Annotated in this window: 28 protein-coding genes and 1 pseudogene; 17 read left to right on the forward strand and 12 right to left on the reverse strand. The window is 74.2% G+C overall.

What is annotated here, in order from left to right; all coding sequences use genetic code 11:
* Positions 1–220 precede the first annotated feature (220 nt).
* Positions 221–1,447, reverse strand: coding sequence for an RNA polymerase sigma factor (locus Athai_RS29770; protein WP_203964553.1), 1,227 nt, complete (start codon positions 1,445–1,447; stop codon positions 221–223).
* On the reverse strand, positions 1,444–1,815 hold the full coding sequence (locus tag Athai_RS29775; RefSeq protein ID WP_203964554.1) for a YciI family protein: 372 nt from the start codon (positions 1,813–1,815) through the stop codon (positions 1,444–1,446). Before Athai_RS29775 ends, Athai_RS29770 begins: the two co-directional genes overlap by 4 nt.
* Positions 1,816–1,996: 181 nt before the next feature.
* Here Athai_RS29775 and Athai_RS29780 point away from each other — a divergent pair, with 181 nt between their 5' ends.
* Positions 1,997–3,463, forward strand: a complete 1,467-nt coding sequence (locus Athai_RS29780) for an MFS transporter (RefSeq protein WP_203964555.1) — start codon at positions 1,997–1,999, stop codon at positions 3,461–3,463.
* Positions 3,464–3,868: 405 nt separating this feature from the next.
* Here Athai_RS29780 and Athai_RS29785 read toward each other — a convergent pair whose 3' ends face one another.
* Positions 3,869–4,696: an alpha/beta fold hydrolase gene (locus Athai_RS29785; RefSeq protein WP_203964556.1), complete on the reverse strand. Its 828-nt coding sequence runs from the start codon at positions 4,694–4,696 to the stop codon at positions 3,869–3,871.
* Positions 4,697–4,955: 259 nt separating this feature from the next.
* Between Athai_RS29785 and Athai_RS29790 the strand changes: the two genes are divergently transcribed.
* Entirely contained in the window at positions 4,956–5,972 is a 1,017-nt protein-coding gene (locus Athai_RS29790) for a helix-turn-helix domain-containing protein (protein WP_239157252.1), read from the forward strand.
* Here Athai_RS29790 and Athai_RS29795 read toward each other — a convergent pair.
* Positions 5,929–6,531: a TetR/AcrR family transcriptional regulator gene (locus Athai_RS29795; protein ID WP_203964557.1), complete on the reverse strand. Its 603-nt coding sequence runs from the start codon at positions 6,529–6,531 to the stop codon at positions 5,929–5,931. The genes Athai_RS29790 and Athai_RS29795 overlap by 44 nt on opposite strands.
* Before the next feature lie 171 nt (positions 6,532–6,702).
* On the opposite strand from Athai_RS29795, the gene Athai_RS29800 reads away from it, so the two are divergent.
* The gene (locus tag Athai_RS29800) at positions 6,703–7,521 is read left to right on the forward strand and encodes a class I SAM-dependent methyltransferase (RefSeq protein WP_203964558.1); all 819 of its coding nucleotides are present in this window, start codon (positions 6,703–6,705) and stop codon (positions 7,519–7,521) included.
* A 126-nt stretch (positions 7,522–7,647) separates the two neighbouring features.
* Here Athai_RS29800 and Athai_RS29805 read toward each other — a convergent pair whose 3' ends face one another.
* Complete coding sequence (locus tag Athai_RS29805; RefSeq protein WP_203964559.1) at positions 7,648–8,871, reverse strand: L,D-transpeptidase; 1,224 nt, start codon at positions 8,869–8,871, stop codon at positions 7,648–7,650.
* Between the two features lie 301 nt (positions 8,872–9,172).
* On the opposite strand from Athai_RS29805, the gene Athai_RS34965 reads away from it, so the two are divergent.
* A complete protein-coding gene (locus Athai_RS34965) occupies positions 9,173–9,454 on the forward strand; it encodes an NAD(P)-dependent oxidoreductase (RefSeq protein WP_275422610.1) in 282 nt (93 codons plus the stop codon).
* Positions 9,451–9,867 (forward strand): SDR family oxidoreductase, encoded by a 417-nt coding sequence (locus Athai_RS34970; protein ID WP_275422611.1) that lies wholly within the window; start codon positions 9,451–9,453, stop codon positions 9,865–9,867. The genes Athai_RS34965 and Athai_RS34970 overlap by 4 nt, the downstream gene beginning before the upstream one ends.
* A gap of 68 nt (positions 9,868–9,935) precedes the next feature.
* On the opposite strand, the gene Athai_RS29815 is transcribed toward Athai_RS34970, so the two are convergent.
* Positions 9,936–10,265: a hypothetical protein gene (locus Athai_RS29815; protein WP_203964560.1), complete on the reverse strand. Its 330-nt coding sequence runs from the start codon at positions 10,263–10,265 to the stop codon at positions 9,936–9,938.
* Between the two features lie 254 nt (positions 10,266–10,519).
* Here Athai_RS29815 and Athai_RS29820 point away from each other — a divergent pair, with 254 nt between their 5' ends.
* The 10 genes from Athai_RS29820 to Athai_RS29865 all read left to right on the forward strand — a co-directional run bounded on the left by Athai_RS29820 (position 10,520) and on the right by Athai_RS29865 (position 20,827).
* Positions 10,520–11,263, forward strand: coding sequence for a lytic polysaccharide monooxygenase (locus Athai_RS29820; RefSeq protein ID WP_203964561.1), 744 nt, complete (start codon positions 10,520–10,522; stop codon positions 11,261–11,263).
* Positions 11,264–11,360: 97 nt separating this feature from the next.
* Complete coding sequence (locus Athai_RS29825; RefSeq protein ID WP_203964562.1) at positions 11,361–11,903, forward strand: DUF305 domain-containing protein; 543 nt, start codon at positions 11,361–11,363, stop codon at positions 11,901–11,903.
* A gap of 134 nt (positions 11,904–12,037) precedes the next feature.
* Entirely contained in the window at positions 12,038–12,829 is a 792-nt protein-coding gene (locus Athai_RS29830) for a carbon-nitrogen hydrolase family protein (RefSeq protein WP_203964563.1), read from the forward strand.
* 178 nt (positions 12,830–13,007) lie between these two features.
* Positions 13,008–13,907 (forward strand): AAA family ATPase, encoded by a 900-nt coding sequence (locus Athai_RS29835; protein ID WP_203964564.1) that lies wholly within the window; start codon positions 13,008–13,010, stop codon positions 13,905–13,907.
* The gene (locus Athai_RS29840; protein WP_239157253.1) at positions 13,904–15,028 is read left to right on the forward strand and encodes a vWA domain-containing protein; all 1,125 of its coding nucleotides are present in this window, start codon (positions 13,904–13,906) and stop codon (positions 15,026–15,028) included. The genes Athai_RS29835 and Athai_RS29840 overlap by 4 nt, the downstream gene beginning before the upstream one ends.
* Entirely contained in the window at positions 15,021–16,310 is a 1,290-nt protein-coding gene (locus Athai_RS29845; protein WP_203964565.1) for an XdhC family protein, read from the forward strand. Before Athai_RS29840 ends, Athai_RS29845 begins: the two co-directional genes overlap by 8 nt.
* Before the next feature lie 164 nt (positions 16,311–16,474).
* Positions 16,475–16,945 (forward strand): (2Fe-2S)-binding protein, encoded by a 471-nt coding sequence (locus tag Athai_RS29850; RefSeq protein ID WP_203964566.1) that lies wholly within the window; start codon positions 16,475–16,477, stop codon positions 16,943–16,945.
* Positions 16,942–19,302 (forward strand): xanthine dehydrogenase family protein molybdopterin-binding subunit, encoded by a 2,361-nt coding sequence (locus Athai_RS29855; RefSeq protein ID WP_203964567.1) that lies wholly within the window; start codon positions 16,942–16,944, stop codon positions 19,300–19,302. The genes Athai_RS29850 and Athai_RS29855 overlap by 4 nt, the downstream gene beginning before the upstream one ends.
* Positions 19,302–20,153 (forward strand): FAD binding domain-containing protein, encoded by an 852-nt coding sequence (locus Athai_RS29860; RefSeq protein ID WP_203964568.1) that lies wholly within the window; start codon positions 19,302–19,304, stop codon positions 20,151–20,153. Before Athai_RS29855 ends, Athai_RS29860 begins: the two co-directional genes overlap by 1 nt.
* 2 nt (positions 20,154–20,155) lie before the next feature.
* A complete protein-coding gene (locus Athai_RS29865; RefSeq protein ID WP_203964569.1) occupies positions 20,156–20,827 on the forward strand; it encodes an SRPBCC family protein in 672 nt (223 codons plus the stop codon).
* A 131-nt stretch (positions 20,828–20,958) separates the two neighbouring features.
* On the opposite strand, the gene Athai_RS29870 is transcribed toward Athai_RS29865, so the two are convergent.
* The 5 genes from Athai_RS29870 to Athai_RS29890 form a co-directional block, all read right to left on the reverse strand.
* A complete protein-coding gene (locus Athai_RS29870; RefSeq protein WP_203964570.1) occupies positions 20,959–21,369 on the reverse strand; it encodes an arsenate reductase ArsC in 411 nt (136 codons plus the stop codon).
* A gap of 155 nt (positions 21,370–21,524) precedes the next feature.
* Positions 21,525–22,631, reverse strand: coding sequence for an ACR3 family arsenite efflux transporter (gene arsB / locus Athai_RS29875; RefSeq protein WP_203964571.1), 1,107 nt, complete (start codon positions 22,629–22,631; stop codon positions 21,525–21,527).
* Positions 22,631–22,936 (reverse strand): ArsR/SmtB family transcription factor, encoded by a 306-nt coding sequence (locus Athai_RS29880; RefSeq protein WP_203964572.1) that lies wholly within the window; start codon positions 22,934–22,936, stop codon positions 22,631–22,633. Before Athai_RS29880 ends, arsB begins: the two co-directional genes overlap by 1 nt.
* A gap of 197 nt (positions 22,937–23,133) precedes the next feature.
* Complete coding sequence (locus Athai_RS29885; RefSeq protein WP_203964573.1) at positions 23,134–23,505, reverse strand: ArsR/SmtB family transcription factor; 372 nt, start codon at positions 23,503–23,505, stop codon at positions 23,134–23,136.
* Positions 23,506–23,551: 46 nt separating this feature from the next.
* Positions 23,552–24,379, reverse strand: coding sequence for an alpha/beta fold hydrolase (locus tag Athai_RS29890; RefSeq protein ID WP_203964574.1), 828 nt, complete (start codon positions 24,377–24,379; stop codon positions 23,552–23,554).
* 238 nt (positions 24,380–24,617) lie between these two features.
* On the opposite strand from Athai_RS29890, the pseudogene Athai_RS34570 reads away from it, so the two are divergent.
* Positions 24,618–24,905, forward strand: a pseudogene (locus tag Athai_RS34570) (DJ-1/PfpI family protein); the annotation flags it as partial.
* 197 nt (positions 24,906–25,102) lie between these two features.
* A complete protein-coding gene (locus tag Athai_RS34575) occupies positions 25,103–25,399 on the forward strand; it encodes a helix-turn-helix domain-containing protein (RefSeq protein WP_239157254.1) in 297 nt (98 codons plus the stop codon).
* Between the two features lie 20 nt (positions 25,400–25,419).
* Here Athai_RS34575 and Athai_RS29900 read toward each other — a convergent pair whose 3' ends face one another.
* Positions 25,420–25,617, reverse strand: a complete 198-nt coding sequence (locus Athai_RS29900; protein WP_203964575.1) for a hypothetical protein — start codon at positions 25,615–25,617, stop codon at positions 25,420–25,422.
* Positions 25,618–25,984 lie beyond the last annotated feature (367 nt).

A 25,984-nucleotide genomic window follows, 5' to 3' on the forward strand; every position in this document is an offset into this window, starting at 1 on the left:
CGAGGGTGACCGTCCTGGACCGCGGCGCGGGCATCACCCCGGGGCCGCAGCTTCGGACCGATCGTAACCACGGCCCGGAGCCCACAACGGCGCTGCGACAGGCAATTCCGGCGGCGTTCATCGAGCGCGACCCGTGGTTCAACCGACGTTCACAGGGCAAGCGCAGAGTAAGAATCCTCTGTCCCGAGTCAGGACCGCTGCCAGACCGGCTCTTTACCGGTCAGAGTCGCGGTTTCAGCCGCTTCGCGCGGGATTCCAGGTAGCGTTGCTCGGCCCGGCTCGCGGTGGCCCGCGCCGCCCGCCGGTAGTGGTCGTACGCGCCGGCGAGGTCACCGCTGCGCTCCAACAGATGCGCCCGCACCGACAGCAACCGGTGATGCGCCGCCATCCTGCCGTCATCGTCCAATGTAGACAGAAGGTCGAGCCCGGCGGCCGGACCGTCCAGCTCGGCGACCGCGATCGCCCGGTTCAGGGTGACCATCGGGTTCGGCGCGATCCGGCTCAGGATCAGGTACAGCGCGGCCACCTGCCGCCAGTCGGTCCGCTCCGCGGTGGCCGCATCGGCGTGCGTCGCCGCGATCGCCGCCTGCAACTGGTACGGCCCGAGCGCCGGACCGGCCAGCGCCGCCTTGGCCAGCTCGGTACCCTCGTCGATCAGGCCCCGGTCCCAGCGGCTCCGGTCCTGCTCGGCCAGCGGCACCAGGTCGCCGGTGGCGGTGGTCCGTGCCGCGCGCCGGGCGTGGGTGAGCAGCATCAGCGCGAGCAGCCCGGTCACCTCGTCGTCATCGGGCAGCTGCGCGTGCACCAGCCGGGCCAGCCGGATCGCCTCGTACGCCAGGTCGGCCCGGTCCAGGTCGGCACCCGACGACGCGGTGTACCCCTCGTTGAAGATCAGGTAGAGCACGTGCAGCACGACCCGCAACCGCTCGGCCAGCTCGGCGTCCGCGGGCAGCCGGAACTCGCTACCGGCGGCCCGGATCCGCTGCTTGGCGCGGCTGATCCGGGCCGCCATGGTGGCCTCCGGTACCAGGAACGCCCGGGCGATCTCCGCCGTCGTCAGGCCGCCCACCGCGCGCAGCGTCAGCGCGGTCTGCGACGCCGGTGTCAACGTCGGATGGCAGCACAGGAACAGCAGCACCAGCGTGTCGTCGGTGTCCGGCACGTCGGCCGGCACCACCTCGGCGGCGAGCGCCGCCTCGCGTTCCCGGCGCGCGCGGTCGCTGCGGACCTGATCGATCAGCCGGCGCGACGCCACCGTCACCAGCCAGCCGCGCGGATTGTCCGGGACCCCCTCCACCGGCCACTGCGTCGCCGCCGCGAGGACCGCCTCCTGCACGGCGTCCTCGCAGCCGTCGAACCGCCCGTACCGGCGCAGCAGGGCGCCGAGGACCTGCGGCGTCAGCGCCCGCAGCAGGTCCCCGACGGGGTTGTTCCGCGGCGCCGTCATCCCTCCAACGGTCCGTCCGCGAACATCACCTGGCGCACCTCGACGCCGAGCCCCTCGATCGCCGCGTCCGGCACCATCGCCGCCAGCTCGATCGCCCGCTCCTTGTTCTCGCAGTCGACCAGGTAGAAGCCGCCCAGGAACTCCTTCGCCTCCAGGAAGGGCCCGTCGGTCACCACCGGCTGGCCGTCGCGCACCCGGACGACCGCCGCCTGCGACGGGTCGACCAGCGCCTGCGTGGTGATCAGCTCACCGGACTCCTTCACCGCGGCCAGCAGCGCGGCGTGCCCGGTACCGATCGCCTCCTTCTCCTCGTCGGTCAGCGCGTCCAGCACGGCCGGGTTGATGTGCATGGAGATCAGGAACTGCATGTCGTACTCCTCGGGTCGGCGCCCCTTCGCCGGGGCGTTCGACGGTAGGTCGGAGCCGACCCGCCCGTCTTGACATCCCCGGCAGAACTTTTCCACGAAACCGCCACCGGCACCGTGTCAAGAACCGCCCCGCCGCTCCGACCACCCTGCGCAAGGTCACGTACCGAGGAGGTTTCGAACGATGCGAGCGAACCGGGCCTGGCTGGGGCTGGTGGTACTGATGCTGCCGACGATGTTCGTCGCGATGGATCTGACCGCGTTGTTCCTCGCGCTGCCGCGGCTGTCCGCCGACCTGGGCGCCAGCAGCGTCCAGCAGCTGTGGATCAGCGACGCGTACGGCTTCCTGGTGGCCGGCCTGGTCATCACGATGGGTACCCTCGGCGACCGGATCGGCCGGCGGCGGCTGCTGACCATCGGCGGCGCCGCGTTCGCCGTGCTGTCGGTCGTCGCCGCGTTCTCCGTCGACCCGGTCATGCTGATCGTGGTCCGCGCGCTGCTCGGCGTCGCCGGCGCCACCCTCGCCCCGTCGACCCTGGCGCTGATCAGCAACATGTTCACCGACCCCGGGCAGCGCGGCCGCGCCATCGCGACCTGGGCGACCTGCCAGTTCGCCGGCGGCGCGCTCGGGCCGGTCCTCGCCGGCCTGCTGCTCCAGCACTTCTGGTGGGGTTCGGTGTTCCTGGCCGCGGTACCGGCGATGGCGCTCGTCGCGATCGCCGGCCCGGTACTGCTGCCGGAGTTTCGCGGCGACGGCGCCGGCCGGTTGGATCCGGCCAGCGTGCTGCTGTCGCTGGTGGCGGTGCTGTCCGTGGTGTACGGCATCAAGCAGTTGACGCTCGGCGGCTCGGTGCTGGCGCCCGCGGTGGCGCTGGTGATCGGCGCGGCGGTCGGCACGCTGTTCGTCCGCCGGCAACTGCGACTGCGCACGCCGCTGCTGGACCTGCGGTTGCTGCGTACCGGCCCGTTCACCGCGGTCATCCTCGGGCTGCTGTTCGCCGGCGTCGCGATGGCCGGCACCGGCCTGCTCGTCACCCAGTACCTGCAGGGCGTGCTCGGATTCTCGCCGGCCGCCGCGGCGGTGCTGTGCGCCCCGATGGGGGTCGGCTGCGCGGTCGGCACCATCACCGCGCCGGCACTGACCCGTCGGCTGCCCCAGCCGACCGCGATCGCCGCCGGGCTGGCCGGTTCGGCGCTGGGCAGCCTGCTGCTGGTCGGCGCGCACGGCGGCGCCGCGCTGCCGCTGGTGATGGCCGGCACCGGGATACTCGGGCTCGGCACCGGACCGCTGTTCGCGCTGGGCACCGGGCTGGTGCTCGGGTCGGTACCACCGGCGCGGGCCGGCTCCGCGGCGTCGATGTCGGAGACCGCCAACTACCTCGGCGGATCGCTCGGCCTGGCGTTGCTCGGCGTGCTGGGCACGGTCGTCTACCAGATGCGGATGGGCGGCCGGTCCGACTCGCTGGCCGGGGCCCTCGCCGCCAGCCGGCAGCTGCCCGGCGACCGCGGCGCGGTCCTGCTGCACGCCGCGCGGCTGGCGTTCACCGGCAGCGTGCACGTCACCGGTGCGGTGGCCGCCGGGTTGTTCGGTGCGCTGGCCGTTCTGATCCTGGTGTTGCGGCCGGGGCGGGGGGCGCCGGGGTCGGGGTGACGCCGCCCGGGTCCGCGCCCGGGTCCGCGCCCGGGTCCGCGCCCGGTTCGCGCCGGGTTCGCGTCGGGTTCGCGCGGGTTCGCGTCGGGTTCGCCCGGCTCGCGTGGGGTTCGCGTCGGGTTCGCGTCGGGTTCGGGTGTGAAGGCCACCTCTGTTCGCGCTTGGACCCCGCGTGGGGGGACGTGGGGAGGGGACTTCGCCCCCTCCCCACACCCCTCCCCCGCCAAGGGGGCCGTCGCCCCCTTAGCGATCCCCCGTCGGGGTCCGGTGCCCGGGCTGGACGCCGCCTGGCCCGCCTCGGAAGTTCGGGGTCCGGTGGGCGCCGGCGGACCGTGAAGGGCGAAGCGGCGGGCGACCGGACAACACACGCCGGGCAAGGGGTGATCGCAACCCGAGCGCACAGCGTCAGCCGGAGGCGACCGCCACCGAGACCGGGTCGGATGCGGCAAACTCCAGTACCAGCTCGGCGGTGCGGTGCGGGTCCTCGATGATCGGTGTGTGGCCGACGTCGGGCAGCATCTCCACCCGCGCACCCGGTACGACGAGGTAGTCGGCCGCGGACGACGGCCGCCACCGGCGGTCCTGCGCACCGAACAGCACCAGCAGCGGCTTGCCGAGCGCCGCCAGCCGGTCCGGCAGCGCCCGCTCCGTCAGGTACTGCACCGGGTCGCGCAGCAGCGCGGCGAACACCTCGAAGCTGCTGTCCCGCAGCTCGGCCGCCAGGTCCGCGGGCAGTTCGAAGTCCGGCCGGGCGAACCCGGTGGCGGCGAACTCGCGAATCTGCTCGTCGGTCGGCGGCCACTGCGCCGGGCCGATCGCCGCGGTCTCCGGGGCGATGTAGGCGGCCATGCTCGGCCCGGTGTCGACGAGGACCAGCGCCGCCACCAGCTCGGGCCGCTGCTCGGCGAGCGCGGTGGCGACGATGCCGCCGCTGGAGTGGCCGAGCACCACGGCGCGGCCGACGCCGAGCCGGTCCAGTACGGTGCCGACCCGCCGGGCCTGGTCCGGGGTCCGGTAGCTGCCGTCGATCGGCTTGGCCGACCGGCCGCACCCGAGCAGGTCGACCCGGACGACCCGGTGGGTACCGGTGAGCAGCGGTACCAGCGCGTCCCAGGTCCGCGCCGAGGCGGCGGTGCCGTGCACCAGCAGCAGTACCGGTGCGTCGCGGGGGCCGTCCTGCTGCACGAAGATGTCGCCGTCGTCGAGCGGCAGCGTGATCTGTTCGGTGGTCATGGCTTCACGGTGGCCCGGCGCGGCCGGTACGGATTGAACGAATGTTCCCCGGCGCGGGCACCGAACGGGCCCACGGACACCAGACGCGCTCGCGTGGCCCGATGCGCACGCGGTTTCGGATACGGGGGCCCGATGCGCGCTCGGGTTCGGATGCGCGCGGGGCCGATGCGCGGGGCCGATGCGCGCGGGGCCTGGAGGTGAGGACGCCGGGGTGGCTCGGGTCGGCCGGCGCCGCGGGCGGTTCTCCTATCATGGCGGGATGCGGTCCAGCGGGCGCGGGCGCGACGTGACGGCTGCGTGGGACGTGGCGAGCCCGGCCCGGCCCGAACGGCTGGCCGGCGTCAGCATGGCCGGCTTCGGCGTCCGGTCCGTACCGGCGCCGGTCCGGATCGTTCCGCACCCGGCGATCATGCTCGCGGTGGAGTTCGGCGACGGCCGGCCGGTCGTCGCCGACGCGACCGGCCGGGAACGGTGCGGCAGCCTGGTCGCCGGGCCCGGTTTCGGCTTCGGCGGCGCGGCGCTGGTCCGCGGCGAGAACGTCCGGTGTGTTCAGGTACGGCTGTCGCCGGTGCTGGCTCGTGCGATCCTCGGCGTCAGCGCGGCCGAGCTGCGCGGCGCGGGCGTACCGCTCAGCGAGCTGTGGGGCCGCGACGCCGCCCGGCTCCGGGAGCAGTTGGCCGCGGCCCCGTCGTGGCCGGCCCGCTTCGCGCTGGTGGAGGAGCTGATCGAGCGGCGGCGCCGGACCGGCGGGTACCTGGATCGCGAGGTGGTGTGGGTGTGGCGCCGGCTCCTCGCCGGGCGCGGGCAGGTCCGGATCGACCGGCTGGCCGCCGAGGTGGGGTGGAGCCGCAAGCGGCTGTGGTCCCGGTTCGGCGCGCAGCTGGGCCTGCCGCCGAAGCGGGCGGCGACGCTGATCCGCTTCGACCACGCGGCGTACCACCTGGCGGTGGGCCGGGACCCGGCTCGGGTCGCCGCCGAGGGCGGCTACGCGGACCAGTCGCACCTGCATCGCGAGGTGGTGGCGTGTACCGGGGTCACCCCGGCGACGCTCGCCGACGAACCGTTCCTGGCCGTCGACGACGTCGCCTGGCCGGCCCTGCAACGCCGCCGGAGTGCGCCGGATCTCGCTGCGCGGCAACGGGTTCCGGCGCCGGCGGCGCGCAGCGAGGGCGGCGACGCCGCATCTCGCACGGCGCTCAGCGAGGGCGGCGACGCAGCACGTCGGACGGCGCTCAGCGAGGGCGGCGACGCAGCACGTCGGCGAGTACCGAGGTGACGAAGCGGGCGACGGTGTCCGCGCTCGGCGGGGCGGGCTCGCGGTCGGTGAACAGCAGGTGCCCGCCGCCGACCAGGGAGAGGGTGAGCGAGGCGATGTCGGCGTCGGCGGCGATCCGGCCGAGGTCGCGTTCGGCCGTGAGGTAGTCGCCGACCGCCCCGGTGACCTCGCCGAGGATCGCGGTACCGCCGCCGGGGCGGGCGGCCCGCAGCCGGGTGCGCAGCTCGTCCCGGAACGTGATCAGCGGGATGAGCGCCACCCAGACCGGGCCGAACAGCGCGGTCAGCGCGGTGGTGAGGTTGTCGACGACCGCGCCGGTGCCGGCCGACTGCCGCAGCTGGACGGCCCGCGGCCGCAGCTGTGCCGCCCGGTCCAGCACCAGTTCGGTGAGGAACGCGTCGAAGTCGGCGAAGTGCCGGTGCAGCACCCCTTTGGCACACCCGGCCTCGTCGGTCACGGCGCGGCTGGTCAGCCCGTTCGGGCCGGCGCGCAGCAGCAGTCGTTCGGCGGCGTCGAACAGCTGCTGCCGGGCGTCCTGCAGGTGCACCCCGGTTGGCATGTCCCGATCCTCTCGCACCGTCCCCGCCGGGCGCACGGTGGACAGCCGCCCGCCGCCGCACCGCGTTGATCATGGTGTTGTCCGGCGCGGACAGCGCTTTCCGCCCAGACAACGCCATGATCGACCGCGCCCGAGGGTTGCTAGTGGGCGCGTGCCCACTAAGGTGGGCACATGCCCACTTTACCTCCAGAGCAAGCCCCGCCGCCGCCGGAACTGCACCGGGCCCGCCGGCTCGCCGAGTCGTTCGGCGCCGATCCGGCCGGGTACGACCGGGCCCGGCCGGCGTACCCCGACGAACTGGTGGCGCGGATCGTCGGCGACCGCGCCGCGCCGGACGTGCTCGACATCGGCTGCGGTACCGGGATCGCGGGCCGCCAGTTCCAGGCCGCCGGCGCCACCGTGCTCGGCGTCGAGCCGGACGAGCGGATGGCCGCGTTCGCCCGGTCCCGCGGGCTGCCCGTCGAGGTGGCGACGTTCGAGGACTGGGAGCCGAACGGACGCAGCTTCGACCTGCTGATCGCCGCCCAGTCCTGGCACTGGGTGGATCCGGCCACCGGCCCGCGCAAGGCGGCCGGACTGCTGCGTCCCGGCGGCCGGCTCGCGCTGTTCGGGCACGTGTTCGAGCCACCCACCGAGATCGCCGGGGCGTTCGCCGAGGCGTACCGGCGGGTGGTGCCCGACTCGCCGTTCGGGCAGGGGTCCGGGCGCCGCCCGCTGCAGGTCTACCAGGCCGGGTACGCCAGGATCGCCGAGACGCTCGGCGAATCGGCCGGCTGGCAGGACATCGAGCAGTGGCGGTTCGACTGGCAGCGGCACTACACCCGGGACGAGTGGCTGGCGCTGCTGCCGACCACCGGCGGCATCGCCCCGCTGCGGCCCGACCAGCAGGCCGAGGTCCTGGCCGCGGTCGGCACCGCGATCGACGCCGCCGGCGGCGGCTTCACCATGGAGTACGTGACGCTCGCCGTCACCGCGGTGCGCACCGCCTGAACAGCGGCCCGCGTCCGGCGATGCGCTCCACCCGAACAACAGGCCCGCGTCCGGCGATGCGCTCCACCTGGACAACGGGAACCGCGTCCGGCGGTACCGCGGCGGTACCGCCGGTTCAGCGGCGGCTCAGTGCAGCGCGCTGTGCTTCTGCCAGGTCGACCACGGCACGCTCCAGTCGCCGTTCTGCCACAGCTCGATCTTCGGGCCGGTGGTGTGCACGACCTGCACCACGTCGCCGATCAGCGAATGCTTGTAGTACCAGATGGCGTTGGCGCGGTTGAGGTTCAGGCAGCCGTGCGACACGTCCTGGTGGCCCTGCGCCCACACCGTCGTGTCCAGCTCGTGCAGGTAGATGCCGTCGGTGCTGATCTTCGTCGCGTAGTAGACCGACTCGGCGGCGTACCCGTACGGCGAGTCGGCCGGCAGGCCGTAGCTGTCCGACGACATCGTCACCGGGTTGCCGTGGTCCAGCACGGTGTAGGTGCCGGACATCGTCCACAGCGAGATCGAGCCGTTCTTGCCCTTCACGTACCCGCCCTGGCCCATCGAGGTGGGCATGTCGCGGACCATCTTGTCGTTCTCGTAGACCTTCACGTGGTGGGTCTTGTCGTCGGCGATGGCCACGTGCTTGTCGCCGATGGTGAAGCTGGCCTTGCGGTCGGCCTGCCCGTACAGCCCCTGGCCGACCCGGACGCCGTAGACCTTGGCGTCGATGGTCACCTTGGTGCCGGCGGCGTAGTAGTTCTCCGGCCGCCAGTGCACGTTCTGGTCGTCCACCCAGTACCAGGAGCCGTCCACGTGCGGGCTCGTCGTCACCACCAGCACCTTCTCCGCGGCGGCCTTGTCGCTGACCCGCTCGTCGAAGTGCACCACCGGCACGATGCCCACGCCGTAGGTGGCGCCGTCCTTGAGCGCGTATCCGCCGGTGCGCTGCAGGTAGGGCAGCGTGAAGTTGGACGGCTTCACGGTGCGGAACGACTTGCTGGTGCGCACCTTCTTGCCGTCGGCGTTGGCCGCGACGGCGGACAGCGTGTACTTCGTGTCGTACTTCAGCTTGCCGGTGGCCTGCCAGGACGAGCCGCCCTTGGCCAGCTCACCCGCGACGTCGGCGCCCTTGGCGCTGGTCAGCGTCACGGAGGACAGCGCACCGTCGGCGACCTTCACCTGCACCGGTCCGGCCGGACTGACGCCCGAGGTCTTGGTCAGGCTGGTGCTGATCACCGCGGCCGGCGCCGGGGAGTGCGACGCCTTCGCGTGGCTGCGGGTGCCACCCGACGAGGTACACCCGGCCACCGCCAGCACGACAACGGCCAGCCACCCGGCCCACCCGACCCGACGCACACGCATCATGCCTCCCCACCCGGTACGTCCTTAATCAACTACCAGGTCCCCAGCGCACCGTGGGCTGCAGGACGATCACGGATCGGCCTCGGCCCGGCCCGGCGGTCCGCCCGCTCGCCACCAGAGTAGACGGGGCGCGCCGGCCCCATGACGGTGAAGTCCGGAACGGCAACACGACACGCCGAAACCACCCCAGCTTTCTCAGCCGATCACCGGAGCCCGCCGGTGGCGGCCCGGGGCGTCACGAATCGCACGGCGGCCTCGTCTGATGGCCGGGCCCACCCCGGCCCACCAGCGGAAGGAAACCCCCATGCGGATCACGATCTTCGGCGCCAACGGCCGCACCGGCCGGCTGCTCGTCACCCAGGCCCTCGCCGCGGGACATCGGGTCACCGCGGTCACCCGCCGCCCGGACACGTTCCCGCTGCGCCACGACGACCTGGAGGTCGCCGCCGCGGACGTACTCGACGGGCCGGCAGTCGACGCCGTCGTGGCGGGACGCGAGGCGGTGCTGTCGACCCTCGGGTACCCGCCGGGAAGGCGCCGATCACGACGTACTCCCGGGGGACCGCGAACATCGTCGCCGCGATGACCCGGCACCGGGTGCGCCGGCTCGCCGTGGTCAGCTCCACCGGCGTCGACCCGCACCCGTACCCGGACGCCGGCCTGCTGTTCAACCGCGTCCTGCTGCCGTACGTGACCCGGGTGCTGGGCCGGACCCTGTACGCCGACATGCGGCGGATGGAGGAGCTGGTCCGGGCCAGCTCGCTCGACTGGACCATCGTGCGCCCCAGCGGGCTCTACCACCTGCCGTCGGTCACCGACTACACGATGGTCGAGGGCGACGCCGACGGGCGGTTCACCGCCCGCGTCGACCTCGCGGCGGGCATGGTGGCCCTGCTGGACGGTCGCTACACCGGCCGTACCGTCAGTCTCGTCACGACCGTCGAGAACCCGGGGCTGCTCCGCTGGCTGCGGACCGAGGCCGCCGCCGGCCAGGGGTGACCGGGCGGGTTCCGCCTACCGCCGCCGGTACAACGGCTGGCCGAGCAGCACCAGGCTCATCCCGAACATCAGCACGCCCAGCGGTACGTGCACCGCGGCGACGTGGTTGATGCCCAGCACCACCTGGATCGAGGCGAGCAGCAGGAAACCCACCGAGTACCAGATGGGGCGGGGGAACCGCCGCCCGGTTTCCAGCCGAGCACCGCGGCGAGCACGTACAGCATCGAGGCGGCGAACATCACCCGCGCGCCGACGCTGTGCAGCACCTCGCCGTGGTGGGTGCCCAGCATGATCCCGGCGGTGATCGCCTGGAAGAAGATCGCCGCGGTCTGCAGCGCGACGGAAACGCTGACGAGCGTGCCGGTACCGCGCCGTTCCGCGGTCGTCTGGGTGGTCATGGCCTGGTCCTCTCTGCGGTCCGCCGGCACCGGTCGGGCCGACTCGGTACTACGACGAGGCAGGCCGGGAAAGTGTGAGGCGGCGTCCCGGCGCGGGCGCCGGGCGGTACAGCGGGGCAGGAATCGCGCAAAATTATGGAAAGAGTCTTTACTGTTAACAATCCTTCCTTTAGATTCGGTACGGGACGGCGACCCCGCGCCGCCACCGGCACCGCTCGACGGCGCCGTACGCCGACATCGAGGAAGGAGCATCGATGCGAAGAAAGATCACGGTCGCGCTGGTCGGCTTCGGCGCGCTCGTCGGCTCCCTGCTGGTGACCACCCCGGCCGCCGCGCACGGCTACATCAGCTCACCACCCAGCCGGCAGGCCATGTGCGCGATGGGACGGGTCAGCGACTGCGGCCCGATCATCTGGGAACCGCAGAGCGTCGAGGCGCCCAAGGGATCCCACCTGTGCAGCGGCGGCAACGACAGGTTCCGGCAACTCGACGACCCGACCAAGAACTGGCCGGCCACCAGCGTCGGCCACTCGGTGACGTTCACCTGGACGATCACCGCGCACCACGCCACCCGCGACTGGGAGTACTTCGTCGGCGACACCCGCGTCGGCTACTTCGACGCGCACGGTTCGGCCCCCGGCGACACGGTCACCCAGACCGTGGACCTCAGCGGGTACGACGGCCGGATCCTGCTGCTCGCCCGGTGGAACATCGCGGACACCGGGAACGCCTTCTACTCCTGCGTCGACCTGCAGGTCGGCTCCGGCGGCGGCACCCCGACCCCGACTCCGACCACGTCGTCACCATCACCCTCGCCGACACCCACCGCGACCACCACACCGACCTCGCAGCCGGGCGGCAGCTGGACCGCGGGTACCGCGTACCACGTCGGCGACGAGGTGACCTACCAGGGCACCACGTACCGCTGCCTGCAGGACCACACCGCACTGCCCGGGTGGGAGCCGCCGAGCGTCCCCGCCCTCTGGCAGCCGGTCTGACCCGGCAACCCGCCAGCACCGCCCGGCGCGGGCGGTGCTCCCCGCGACGGCACGCCGGATCGGGCCCGGCGTGCCGCACCCAGCCAGCGGAGGACACGTGCGACGACGCGGACTGCTAGTGACCCCCGGGCTGCTCGTGCTGACCGGTTGCACCACCGCCGGCACCGCCGAACCGAAGACCTCGGCCAGCCGGTACGTCAACGCCGCGGACGTCCGGTTCGCCCGGCAGATGATCACCGCGAACAGCCACAGCCGCCGCATCACCCGGTGCGCCGACGGCCGGCCGGTACCGTCCGGGCTGCGCTCGCTCGCCGCCGCCATCGGGGCCACCGAACGCGACGAGAACAAGACGATGACGGTCTGGCTACGCACCTGGCGAGCGGCAGCCCCGGACCCGACGACGCACGACCCCACGACACCGGACTCGGCGACGCCGGGCCGGGACGCGGACGTCGCGCGCCTGACCGCCGCCCGCGACGACGACTTCGCCGACCTGTTCCGCCGCACGCTGGCCGCCGCGCAACAGCACCAGCTCGCCCTGGCGACGGCGGAGACCCGGCACGGCATCAACGTCGGCGCCCGCGACCTGGCCCGCCGCATCATCCGTTCGCGTACCGCCGAGCTCGACCAGCTCCGCTGATCCGGTGCCGCCCGAGCGGGCCGCCGCAGCGCACCGTGCGGCCGGCTTCGCGCAGCGCCACCGCGTGGGTCAGGTCACGACAGAGCGCCGGCGAAGGACCGGGCGCGAGCCGGGGGTCGGGCAGAATTCCTGGCATGCCGAGCCTCCGCATCGCCCTCGCCAACGTCGAGATCCCGGCGAGCCCGGCCGACTCCGTGGTACGGGCGGAGCGCGCGATCCGCGACGCCGCCGACGCGGGCGCGCGGATCGTGTGCTTCCCGGAGGCGTACATCCCGGGCTACCCCTGGCCGCCGCACACCCGCAAGCCGGTGACCGCCGACTTCCTGGAGACGGCGCACCAGCGCATCTCCCGGGCGGCCGGGGCGAACCGGATCCACGTGGTGCTCGGCACCGAGCGCTACGTCTCCGACCGGCCGCGACTGACGGTCCTGGTGTTCGGACCGGACGGCGCGCGCCTGGGGCACCAGGACAAGGTGCAGCTCGATCCGGACGAAGACGCCATCTACCAGCCGGGAGACGAGCGGCGGGTGTTCGACGTCGACGGCGTCCGCTTCGGCATCGTGATCTGCCACGAGGGCTTCCGCTATCCGGAGACCGTCCGCTGGGCCGTACGGCACGGCGCCCAACTGGTGTTCCACCCGCACTACGACGAGGCGGAGCCCGGCTCGTTCCGCCCCACCGAGTTCGCCGACCCGCGGAACTCCTTCCACGAGAAGGCGTTCCTCTGTCGCGCCGTCGAGAACGGCTGCTACTTCGCCGCCGTCAACTGCGCGAGCCCCGGCTCGCCCACCACCTCCGCCGTGGTGCGGCCGGACGGCACGCTGCTGCGCCACCAGCCGTACGGCGAAGCCGGCCTGCTGGTGTGCGACATCGACCCGGCCGAAGCCACCCCGCTGCTCGCGCAGCGGCTGCGAACCGGCTCCTGAGCCGCCGGAACGTCCACCTCGGCGGCGACCGTCCAGTACGACTCCGGGTGCCGCGAGCCGGCGGCCCGTGGCCGCACGGCGGTCGGTCGGTGGCCCGATCGGGCGCGGACCGGCGGGCCGGTACGAAACGGGCGCCGAACGGTGGGCGGCCCGCCGCCGGGACGCGCATAGTGGGGTCATGGGGTCGGCGTTCCCGGTGCCGGAGTCGCCCGCCGCGCTCGCGGCGGCGCTGGCCCGCACCGGTTACCTGGCCGACGACGGGCTGGCCACCGCCGGCTACCTGGCCATCCGGCTCGGCCGGCCGGTCTTCCTGGAGGGTGACGCCGGCGTCGGCAAGACGTCGTTCGCCACCGCGCTGGCCGAGGCGACCGGGGCGACCCCGATCCGGCTGCAGTGCTACGAGGGGCTGTCGGCCGCGCAGGCGCTGTACGACTGGGACTTCCCCCGGCAACTGCTGCACCTGCAGGCGGTGCGGGCGGCCGGCCGGGACGCCGACCCGACCGCGCTGGAGGCCGAGCTGTACGACCGGCGGTTCCTGCTAGCCCGGCCGCTGCTCGCGGCGCTGACGACCAGCCCGTGCGTGCTGCTGGTCGACGAGGTGGACCGCGCCGACGACGAGTTCGAGGCGTACCTGCTGGAGGTACTCGCCGACGCCGCGGTCACGGTGCCCGAACTCGGCCGGATCGTCGCCGAGCACCCACCCGTCACGGTGCTGACCTCCAACCGCACCCGCGAGGTGCACGACGCGCTGAAGCGCCGCTGCCTGTACCACTGGCTCGACCACCCGGACACCGAACGCGAGATCGCCATCGTCCGGTCCCGGCTGCCCGGCGTCAGCGCCCGGCTGGCCGAGCAGGTGGCCGCCGCGACCGCCCGGATGCGGGCGCTGGACCTGCTCAAGCCGCCCGGCGTGGCGGAGGCGATCGACTGGGCCGCCGCCCTCGACACGCTCGGCGCGACCGAGCTGACCTCGGAGCTGGCGGCGGCGACGCTCGGCGCGGTGCTCAAGTACCGCGAGGACACCGAACGCGTCCGGGCCGCCGCCGTCCTCGATCCCTCGCCCGGGACCGAGCCGTGAGCGCGGCCGGCCGAGGCGACGCGGACGGCACCGCGGTGCTGGTCGGCTTCGCGCGGGCGGCGCGGGCCGCCGGGGTCCCGGCGGAGACGCAACGCACCCAGGCGATGCTGGCGGCGGCCGACGCGCTCGGCCCGGCCGATCCGGCCGCGCTGTACTGGGCGGGACGGCTGACGCTGTGCGCCGAGCCGGACGACCTGCCCCGCTACGACGCCGCCTTCGCCAGCTACTTCGGCGGTACGCCGGCCGGCCGGTCCGGGCGGCCCCGCGCCGGGCGACCGCGCCGGCCGTCGGTGGGTTTCGGCGCGGACGACGCGCCGACCGGAACGGAACCGACCGGCACCCTGACCGTACGGGTGGGGGCCAGCGCGGCGGAGACGCTGCGGCACCGCGACGTCGCCGCGCTGACCGACACCGAACGCGCCGAGGTGCGCCGGCTCATCGCACTGCTGGCGCCGGCGACCGCGCCGCGGCCGTCCCGGCGGTACCGGCCGGCGCCGCTCGGCGAGCTGGACCCGGCCGGCACCGTGCGCGAGATGCTGCGCGCCGGTGGCGAGCCGCTGCGGCTGGCCCGGCGTACCCACCGGGTGCGGTCCCGGCGGCTGGTGCTGCTGATCGACGTGTCCGGCTCGATGGCACCGTACGCGGACGCGCTGCTGCGGTTCGCGCACGCCGCGGTGCGCCGCCGGCCCACCCGCACCGAGGTGTTCACCGTGGGCACCCGGCTGACCCGGATCACCCGGGCGCTGCGGGCCCGCGACCCGGAGGTGGCGCTCGCGCAGGCCGGCCGGGCGATCCCGGACTGGCGCGGCGGTACCCGGCTGGGCGAGACGCTGCGCGCGTTCCTGGACCGGTGGGGCCAGCGTGGCACCGCCCGGCAGGCGGTCGTCGTGCTGGCCAGCGACGGGTGGGAGCGCGGTGACCCGGCGCTGCTCGGCGAGCAGCTGGCGCGGCTGTCCCGGCTGGCCTACCGGGTGGTGTGGGTCAACCCGCACGCCGGCCGCGCCGGGTACCAGCCGCTGACCGGCGGGATGGTCGCGGCGCTGCCGCATCTGGACGCGTTCGTGGCCGGGCACAGCCTGGCCGCGCTGACCGAACTGGTCGGGGTGATCGGCGATGGATGAGGTGCTCGCCGCGCTGCACGAACGGTGGGCGGCCGGTGAGCCGGCCGGGCTGGCCACCGTGGTCGCGACCTGGCACAGCGCGCCGCGCCAGCCCGGTGCCGCGATGCTCGTCGCCGCGGACGGTACGGTCACCGGTTCGGTGTCGGGTGGTTGCGTGGAGGGCGACCTGTACGAGGTGGCCGGCGAGGTCCGGGACACCGGCCGCGCGGTGCTGCGCCGGTACGGCGTCTCCGACGACGACGCGTTCGCCGTGGGGCTGACCTGCGGCGGCATTCTCGACGTGTACGTCGAACGGGTCGATCGGGCCGCGTTCCCGGCGCTGCCCGAGGTGACCGCCGCGATCGCCGACGGCCGGCCGGTCGCGGTCGCCACCGTCGTCGCGGACCGCTGCGCCGGCGCCGCCCTGCCGGACGAGCGCCCCGGCGCCGCCACCGCGGTGGGCGCCGGCCTGGTCGGCCGCCGCCTGATCGTCTGGCCCGACGCCACCCCGACACCCGAACCGCGGGCCGAATCCGGCGGGCCGGGGCCGGCGGGGAACGCCGACGGGCCGGGGCCGACCGGAAGGGACACCGCGGCCGCACCGCCCGCCGGGACGACCGCCGCGGGACGGCGGCTCGGCACGCTCGGGTCGGCCCGGTTGGACGACGCCGTCACCGACGACGCCCGGGGGTTGCTGGCCGCCGGGCGGACCGGAACGCTGACCTACGGGCACGACGGGCAGCGGCGCGGCGACGATCTGACCGTGTTCGTCGCCAGCCACGCCCCTCGCCCCCGGATGATCGTGTTCGGGGCGATCGACTTCGCCGCTGCCGTGGCGCGCACCGGCGCCTTCCTCGGGTACCGCGTGACGGTCTGCGACGCCCGCGGGGTCTTCGCCACCCGCGCCCGGTTCCCGGACGCGGACGAGGTCGTGGTCGAGTGGCCGCACCGGTACCTGGCGGCCGAGGCGGCGGCCGGCCGGCTGGACGGCCGGACGGTGGTGTGCGTGTTGACCCACGACCCGAAGTTCGACGTTCCGGTGCTCACCGAGGCGTTGCGGCTGCCATTGGCGTACGTGGGCGCGATGGGGTCCCGGCGCACCCACGACGACCGGCTGGCCCGGCTGCGCGAGGCCGGCCTGACCGGGGCCGAACTGGCCCGGCTCGCCTCCCCGATCGGCCTGGACATCGGCGCCCGTACGCCCGAGGAGACCGCGGTCAGCGTCGCCGCCGAGATCGTCTCGCGGCGCTGGCGGGGCACCGGTTCCCCGCTGTCTGCCACCTCCGGCCGCATCCACCACTGAGCCGGCGGCGCCGCCCGATCGGGCCGACCTTGCGCGATCCGGCGCTGCGCGATCAACTGAGTACGTAGCGTCTGGAGATGGCCCCGACCCACGCGGTACGGGGCTCGAAGGCCGGCCGGCTCCGGCGGACAGCGCCGGGGCTGACCCGACGGTCGGGAGGGCCGATGACCCGGATCAGCGTGACCGTCGACGGGGCCGAAGCCGTCGACGAGGTCGAACCGAGAACCCTGCTGGTGCAGTACCTGCGCGAGCAGCGCGGTCGCACCGGCACCCCGGTCGGCTGCGACACCAGCAACTGCGGCGCCTGCACCGTGCTGGTCGACGGCCGGGCGGTCAAGAGCTGCGCGCTGCTCGCCGTGCAGGCCGACGGCGCCGAGGTGACCACCATCCAGGGGCTCGCCAACGGCGAACTGCACCCGGTGCAGAAGGCGTTCCACGAGCGGCACGCCCTGCAGTGCGGCTACTGCACGCCAGGGATGATCATGGCCGCGGTGGACCTGCTGAACGAGGTGCCCGACCCGGACGAGCGGCAGGTCCGCGAGGGCCTGGAAGGCAACCTGTGCCGGTGCACCGGGTACCAGAACATCGTCGCCGCGGTCCGCGACGCCGCGGCGGAACTGCGGGGTGCGTCATGACCGCCACCCGCGACCGCGAGGTCGGTACCGCCCGGCGGCGGAAGGAAGACGCGCACCTGATCACCGGCCAGACCACCTGGACCGACAACATCCAACTGCCCGGCACCGTGCACGCGGCGCTGCTGCGCAGCCCGATGGCGCACGCCCGGATCCGGGTCGACGCCAGCCCCGCCCGGCACGAGCCCGGCGTGGTCGCCGCGTACAGCGGCGCCGACCTGGCCGACGAGCTGGCCGGGTTGCCGTCCGCGTGGCAGGTCACCCCGGACTGGGTGGCGCCCGAGCACAAGCCGCTCGCCACCGACGAGGCCCGGTACGTCGGCGACGCGATCGCGGTGGTCGTCGCCGACACCCGGGCGCACGCGGTCGACGCGCTCGACGCGATCGAGGTCGAGTACGAGCCGCTGCCGGTGGTGCTCGACATGGAGCAGGCGATGGCCGACGGCGCACCGCTGGTGCACCAGGACGCCGGTACGAACGTGTGCTTCCGGTACTCCGACACGTTCGGCGACGTCGACGCGGCGTTCGCGGACGCGCCGGTCCGGGTCCGGCGCCGGTTCGTGCAGCAGCGGTTGGTGCCGTGCGCGATGGAGCCGCGCGCCGTGCTGGTGGCGCCGGTGCCGGCGACCGGCGAGTACACCGTGTGGTCGGCGACCCAGATCCCGCACTTCGTCCGGCTGTTCCTGGCGCTGCTCAGCGGGGTACCGGAATCCCGGATCCGGGTCATCGCGCCGGATGTCGGCGGCGGGTTCGGCTCCAAGCTCGACATCTACGCCGAGGAGCTGCTGGCGTTCGTGCTGGCCGGCAAGCTCGGCCGGCCGGTGAAGTGGACCGAGACCCGCAGCGAGGCGTTCCAGGCGACCATCCACGGCCGGGACCAGATCCAGGACCTGGAGCTGGCCGCCGACGCCGACGGGCGGATCCGCGGCCTGCGGGTCGACCTGCTCGCCGACATGGGCGCGTACCTGCAGTTGCTGACACCCGCGATCCCGTTGCTGGGGCGGGCGATGTTCCCCGGCATCTACAAGATGGACGCGTACCGGTTCGGCTGCACCGGCGTGTTCACCGACAAGACGCCGACCGACGCGTACCGCGGTGCCGGGCGGCCGGAGGCGACGTTCGCGATCGAGCGGATGCTCGACGAGCTGGCCGCGGAGCTGTCCGTCGACCCGCTGGAGATGCGGCGGCGCAACTGGATCGGCCACGACGAGTTCCCGTACGACCAGATCGCCGGCCTGACCTACGATTCCGGCAACTACGAGGCGGCGACGGCGCGGGCCACCGAGCTGTTCGACTACGACGGGATGCGCGCCGAGCAGGCCCGCCGGCGCGAGACGCAGGACCCGGTGCAGCTCGGCATCGGCATCTCCACCTACACCGAGATGTGCGGCCTCGCCCCGTCCCGCTGGCTCGGTGATCGCGGCTACGCCGGCGGCGGCTGGGAGGCGGCCACGGTGCGGATCCTGCCGACCGGGAAGGTCGAGGCGGTGGTCGGTACCAGCCCGCACGGGCAGGGCCACGTCACCACGTTCAGCCAGCTCGTCGCCGACACCCTGGGCGTACCGTTCGACGACGTCGAGGTGATCCACGGCGACACGGCGGCGGCCCCGGCGGGGCTGGACACGTACGGGTCGCGGTCGCTGGCGGTGGGCGGCGTCGCGGTGTGGCGCGCCGCGCAGCGGGTGCTGGGCAAGGCGAAGACGCTCGCCGCGCACCTGCTGGAGGTCTCCGAGGACGACCTGGAGTTCTCCGGCGGCAGCTTCGCGGTGCGCGGTACGCCCGGCGCGACGAAGTCGATCCAGGAGGTCGCGTTCGCCGCGTTCGCCGCGCACTCGATGCCGGACGGGTTCGAGCCGACGCTGTCGGCCGACTTCGTCCTGGAACCCGACGACTTCTCGTTCCCGCACGGCACCCACCTGTGCGCGGCCGAGGTGGACACCGAGACCGGCCGGGTCACGATCCGCAGCTACGTGGCGGTCGACGACGTCGGCACCGTGGTGAACCCGATGATCGTCGAAGGTCAGGTACACGGCGGGCTGGCGCAGGGCATCGCGCAGGCGCTGCACGAGGTGGCCCGGTACGACGCCGACGGCAACCTGATCACCGGCACGATGGTCGACTACACGCCGCCGAGCGCCGTCGACCTGCCCGCGTTCACGCTGGACCGTACCGAGACGCCGTCGACGACGAACCCGTTGGGGGTCAAGGGGGTCGGCGAGGCCGGCACGATCGCCTCGACGCCGGCGGTGGTGAACGCGGTGGTCGACGCGCTCCGCCCGTTCGGGGTGCGGGACGTGCCGATGCCGTGCACGCCGGAACACGTCTGGCGTGCCCTGTCCGAGGCGCGGGGAGGTGCGTGATGATTCCGGTCGCCTTCGACTACGCACGACCGTCCACAGTGGAGGACGCGGTGGCGGTGCTGGCCGCCGACCCGGACGCCAAGGTGATCGCCGGCGGGCAGAGCCTGCTGCCGGTGCTGCGGCTGCGCCTCGCGGCCCCCAGCACCCTGGTCGACCTGCGCGACGTCGAGTCGTTGCACGGCGTGCGGGTCGCCGACGGCGAGCTGGCCATCGGCGCGATGACCACGCACGACGAGATCCTGCACGACCGGCGGATCGCCGAGCACGCGCCGCTGATCGCCGCGGCCACCGCGACCGTCGGCGACCGGCAGGTACGCCACCTCGGTACGTTCGGCGGTTCGCTGTCGCACGCCGACCCGGCCGGCGACCTGCCCGCGGTGGCCTGCGCGCTGGACGCCACCATGGTCGCGTTCGGACCGCACGGCCGGCGCGAGATCGCCGCCGCCGACTTCTTCGTCGACTACCTGACCACCGCGCTCGCCCCGGACGAGATCCTCGCCGAGGTCCGGGTCCCGGACACCGCCGGCTGGGGCTACCGGTACGAGAAGTTCAACCGGATGGCGCAGGCCTGGGCGATCGTCGCCGTCGCCGCCCTGGTACGCCGCTCCGACGGCGGCGTCACCGACACCCGGGTCGCGCTGACCAGCATGGCCCGCCGGCCGGTGCGGGCGACGGCCGTCGAGCAGGCACTCACCGGTACCGCCGGGGACACCGGCGCGGTCGCCGCCGCCGCCGGCCACGCCGCCGAGGGCACCGAACCGGCGGACGACGTGAACGGTGCCGCCGACTACCGCGCCCACCTGGCCCGGGTGTTGACCCGCCGGGCCCTGACCGCCGCGACCGGAGTGTGACGATGGAGCTGACGAACACGTTCACCGTGCCGGCACCGGTCGACGACGCGTGGACCCGGCTGCTCGACCTGCCGGCGATCGCACCGTGCCTGCCGGGCGCCACCCTGACCGGTGCCGACGGCGACGACTTCACCGGTACGGTCAAGGTCAAGCTGGGCCCGATCTCGCTGACGTACAAGGGCAAGGTTCGGATCGGCGAGCGGGACGACGCGGCGCACCGGGCGGTGCTGGAGGCGTCCGGCCGGGAGACCCGCGGGCCGGGTACGGCCGCCGCCACCATCACCGCCACGCTGGCCGCCGAGGGCGACGGGACCCGGGTCGACGTGGTCACCGACCTGACCGTCACCGGCCGGCCGGCGCAGTTCGGCCGGGGCATGCTGGCCGACGTGAGCGCCCGGCTGCTGGACCAGTTCGCGGACTGCCTGGGCCAGCAGCTGCGCCCGGCGCCGCCGCCGGCGAGCCCACCGACGGAGAGCCCGGCCGGCGCACCGGCACCCGTCACGGCGCCGGCACCCGAGACGACCACGGTCACCCACGAGGCGACGCCGATCGACCTGTTCGAGGTGACGGGCGCCCGCGCGCTGGTCCGGCGCGCGGCCGGCTACGTGCTGGCGTTCGCGGCCGGCGCGCTGGTCGCCACCGTGCTCGCCCGAAGGCGCCGCGCCGCCCGCTGACCGCGCTCGGCGGCGCCGGGCGGACCGCACGGCAGGGCCGGGCGGACCGCACGGCAGGGCCGGCACCCGCCAGGACGTCGGTTGCCGACCGGTGATCGGCGCACCCCCGCCCCGGACGACGGCGCAGCCGGTCAGCGTTCGGTCGCGGTCAGTTCGGCCAGCAGGTCCTGCACGCGCCGGTCGATCTCGTCCCGGATGGGACGGACCTGGTCGACGGGCTTGCCGGCGGGGTCGGGCAGTTCCCAGTCGAGGTAGCGCTTGCCCGGGAACACCGGGCAGGCGTCACCGCAGCCCATGGTGACGACCGCGTCGGCGGCCCGGACCGCTTCGGTGGTCAGCGGTTTGGGGAACTCGCGGGTGAGGTCGAGGCCGATCTCGGCCATCGCCTCGACCACGGCCGGGTTGATGGTGTCGGCGGGTGCGGAGCCGGCGGAACGGACGGTGACCCGGCCCCGGGCGTGATGGTGCAGCAGCGCGGCGGCCATCTGGGAGCGGCCGGCGTTGTGGACGCAGACGAACAGCACTTCCGGCGTGGTGGGCACGACGGCTCCTCGGGTTCTCGGCGTTGTGGTCGGTCCGCCGGCGGCGCCGCCGGTTTCCGGGCCGGTCCCCCCGGCGCGGCCGACCTCCGGGCCGGCGCCCCGGGCGCCTTCCTGGCCGGCGCCTGCGGCGCTGGTGCGATCGCCTGACCGGCCGGTCACGACAGGCCACCCGACGCTGCCGGCGTGGCGGTTCCGGGTTGCAGCCGGCGGCGCAGCCACAGCGACACGTAGACCAGCCCGACCAGGGCGGGCACCTCGATCAGCGGGCCGACCACGCCGGCCAGCGCCTGACCGGAGGTGACACCGAAGGTACCGATGGCCACCGCGATGGCCAGTTCGAAGTTGTTGCCGGCGGCGGTGAACGCCAGCGTCGCGGTCCGCTCGTACGGCAGCCGGACGGCGCGGCCGAGCGCGAACGAGCCGGCCCACATGACCGCGAAGTAGATCAGCAGCGGCAGCGCGATCCGGGCGACGTCGACGGGCCGGCGGGTGATCGCGTCGCCCTGCAGGGCGAACAGGATCACGATGGTGAACAGCAGCCCGTAGAGCGCGAACGGCCCGAGCCGGGGCAGCAGCCGGCTCTCGTACCAGTCGCGGCCCCTGGCGCGTTCACCGAGCCGGCGGGTGAGAAAACCGGCGATCAGCGGGATGCCGAGGAAGACCAGTACCGAGCGGGCGATGGACCAGACGGAGAAGTGCAGGTCGGTGGCGGGCAGGCCGAGCCAGCCGGGCAGCACGGTGAGGTAGAACCAGCCGAGCAGCCCGAACGCGACGACCTGGAACACCGAGTTGAGGGCGACCAGCACGGCGGCGGCTTCCCGGTCACCGCAGGCCAGGTCGTTCCAGATGATCACCATGGCGATGCAGCGGGCCAGCCCGACGATGATCAGCCCGGTGCGGTAGGCGGGCAGGTCCGGCAGCAGCAGCCAGGCCAGCGTGAACATCACCACCGGGCCGACGATCCAGTTCAACAGCAGCGAGGGGATCAGCAGCCGGCGATCGCGGGTGACGGTGTCGAGCCGGTCGTAGCGGACCTTGGCCAGCACCGGGTACATCATGATCAGCAGGCCGGCCGCGATGGGCAGCGACACGTCGCCGATCCGCACCGCGTTCAGCGCGCTGTCGAGGCCGGGGATCAGCCGGCCCAGCCCGAGCCCGGCGGCCATCGCGAGCAGGATCCACAGCGGCAGGAACCGGTCGAGCCGGGACAGCCGGGCGACGACCGCCTGGTCGCCGGGCGCGGCGGTGTCCGCGGCGCCCATCAGCATTCCCGCCGTACGCCGGCGTTGCGTACCGCCTGCTCGGCGAGTGCGGTGAGCCGGCTCGCACCGGCCCGCAGCAGCTCCGGCCGCAGCCGGTAGTAGGTGAACCTGCCGTGCGGCTCCCGCTCGACCAGGCCGGCGTCCCGCAGGGCGCGCAGGTGGTGGGACACCAGCGGCTGCTTGGCGCCGGTCTCCTCGACCAGGTGGCAGGTGCACAGGGCGCCGTCGGCCAGCAGTTCCACGATCCGGGCGCGGAGCGGATCGGCCAGCAGCCGGATCACATCAGGCCCGGTTGATATCAGCATGGGTTGATGTAAACGCCGGGCGGCCCCCGGCGTCAAGCAACGAGCAGATGAACGATCGGACGGCGGCTCCGATCTCCGGCGCGACGCCCTCGGTCGCGGTCGCCGCGACACCCCGGGCGGCCCCGGACCGGTCGCCGCACGCGCGGGCGGGATCGTGCTGGGCGCGGTGTCGACGTGGACGGTCGGGACCGGTCGCCTCACGCGCGGGCGGGATCGGCCTCCGGCAGCACCAGCAGGGCGGACAACTCGGTGATCGCCGCCCGGACCGGCCGGTAGTACACCCAGGTGCCGCGGCGTTCGCCGAGAATCAGGCCGGCCTCCCGCAGCACCTTCAGGTGGTGCGAGATCGTCGGCCCGGTCAGGTCGAACGGGGCGGTGATGTCGCACACGCAGGCCTCGCCGCCGGGGTGCGAGGCGATCAGCGACAGCAGTTGCAGCCGCACCGGATCACCCAGCGCCTTGTACGCCCGGGCCAGCCGAGCGGCGTGCTCGGCGGGCAGCGGCAGCTGCGCGATCGGCGCGCAGCAGCCGGCGGCGTCGTCGGTCAGCACCGGGAGTTGCTTCGACATCCTTCTACGTTGACACCTGTCGAACCCCTCGGCAAGCCGGGCGGTACTACGGCGCGAAGAAGCGCCCGAGCGTGCGGCCGATCCGATCGGGCGCGTTCTCCGTCGGGATGTGGTCCGCACCCGGTACGCGCACCAGCCTGGTGTACGGCATCTCCGACGCGAACCGCTCGGCGTACTCGACCCGCTCGTGTGCGTCGTCCTCACCCCAGATCAGCAGCTTGGGGACCGCCGACCGCCGCAACGCGGGAACCAGGTCGAGCGTGTAGCGGTGGTCGGCCGCCGCCGCCAGCGCCAGCCAGGAACGGCGGACCCGCGCCTCGGTCCAGGGGTCCACGTACTCGGCGACCCGCTGTTCGGTGGCCGCGCCGGCCAGCGACCGCGCCACCGCCTCCCGGCGGGCGGCGAGCACGTCGTCGGCGGTACTTCCCAAGTCCCGGAACCGGGCCACGTGGGGCGCCGGCCAGGAGTCGTAGAGAACCGAGTTGACCAGGGCCAACCGGGTCACCCGCAGCCGATCGTGCACCAGCAGGTGCTGGGCGATCGCGCCGCCGATGTCGTGACCGGCCACGGCGACCGGCCCGGCAAGCCCGGCCGAGGACGCGAATCGCGCCACCCAGTCGGCAAGCGCGGGGACCGTGGCGGTCGCCGCGGTGAGCTCACCGCCCGAGCGCCCCAGCCCGGGGAGATCGACCGCGAGGGGCCGCAGCCCGGCGTCGGCGAGCTGGTCGAGCACCGGCAGCCAGACCCGGCTCCAGTACGTTCCGTGCAGCAGCAACAGGGGCAGGCCGTCCTGCGGCACGGTCAGGTAGCTGGCCGTCTCGCCGTCCACCCGGACCTCGGCCCTGGACACTCGCGTTCCGATGGTTGCGCTCATGACCCCACTGTGTCCGGTGCCGGCGTCGCCGCCGAGAGTCTGGAAAGACACCCGTGGGTATATTCCTGCCATGAGCGCGCATCGGGTGGTGGCCCTGCTCAACCCGCCCCAGCCCCCGTTCGAACTCGCCTGCGCCGCCGAGGTGTTCGGCACCGTCCCGCCGGGAACGCCGGCCCGGTACGAGTTCCGGATCTGCGCCGAGCACCCCGGCCCGCTGCCGACCACCGCCGGCTTCCGGATGCTCGTCGACGCCGGGCTGACGGCCGTGGCGGAGGCGGACACCGTCGTCGTCCCGGGCTGGCAGCCACCAGCTACCCCGGCGCCGCCGGCCGTCGTCGAGTCGATCCGCGCCGCGCACCGGCGCGGCGCGCGAATCGTCGCCATCTGTACCGGAGCGTTCGTACTCGCCCGGGCCGGGCTCCTCGACGGCCGCCGCGCCACCACCCACTGGCGCCACACGGACGAACTCGCCGCCGCCTTCCCGCGGGTGGAACTGGACCGGGACGTGCTCTACGTGGATCACGGCGACGTCGCCACCAGCGCGGGCTCGGGCGCGGGCATCGACCTGTGCCTGCACCTGGTACGTGCCGACCACGGTGCGGCATACGCCGCCCGGATCGCCCGGAACATGGTGCTGCCGCCCCACCGGGAGGGCAGCCAACGCCAGTACGCCGACCAACCCGTCCCGGCCCGCCCGGACGAGTCGCTGGCGCCGCTGCTGGAGTGGGCCACCTCCCGGCTCGACGCCCCGCTGCCCTCGACCGGCTGGCCGAACGCGCCGGACTGTCCAGCCGGTCCCTCGCCCGCCGGTTCACCGAACAGCTCGGCACCAGCCCGGGAAAGTGGCTGCTCCGGCAACGCCTCGACGCCGCCCGGGTCATGCTGGAGCAGACCGACCTGCCGGTCGAGACCATCGCCACCCGCGTCGGGCTCACCTCGGCGGTCAACCTGCGCCGCCGCTTCCGCGCGTACCTGGGCACCACGCCCGGCGCCTACCGGCGCACCTTCGGCCAGCCCTGACGACCGGATCGACCGCCCGGTTACCGGTGCGGCGAGGCGATGCGCTCCAGCTCGGCCACCGGATGCGAGTCGGTACCGGCATGGTCCCAGTCGATCACGGCCAACTGGTCGGGCAGGAACGCGATCACGGTCCCGCGGGTGGCACACAGGTCCCCGCGCCGCTGATGGTCGTCCCGATCGAACACCCGGTCACCGACCCGAATCTGCACTGTGCTCACCCCCGCCACCCAGCCTGCATCGGCGGTCGCGCCGGCCGGCCGGGATCGGCCGACGAAACTCGGCGATGTCACCAGGTCGGCGGGGTGGGCGGGACCGCGGCGGCAGTCCGGCCGGCGGGCGGGGCGGCAACGGCGACCACGCCGGATGGCACCGCAGCGACCGGCGGGCGCGGGCCCGCCCTGGCCGTTCACCGCGTCGCGGGCCCGCCCTGGCCGGCCACCGCGGCGCGGGCCCGGCCCTGGCCGGCCGCCCGGCGTGGTCGCCCTTGCCGGCCACGGCGGCGCGGTCGCGTCCTGACCGGCGGGCGGGGTGGCGGCGACCCGCCGGACGTCGGTCACCGATCCGGTGCCCGCGAGCCGCGCAGCC

The sequence above is a fragment of the Actinocatenispora thailandica genome (genome assembly GCF_016865425.1).
Classification (GTDB): domain Bacteria; phylum Actinomycetota; class Actinomycetes; order Mycobacteriales; family Micromonosporaceae; genus Actinocatenispora; species Actinocatenispora thailandica.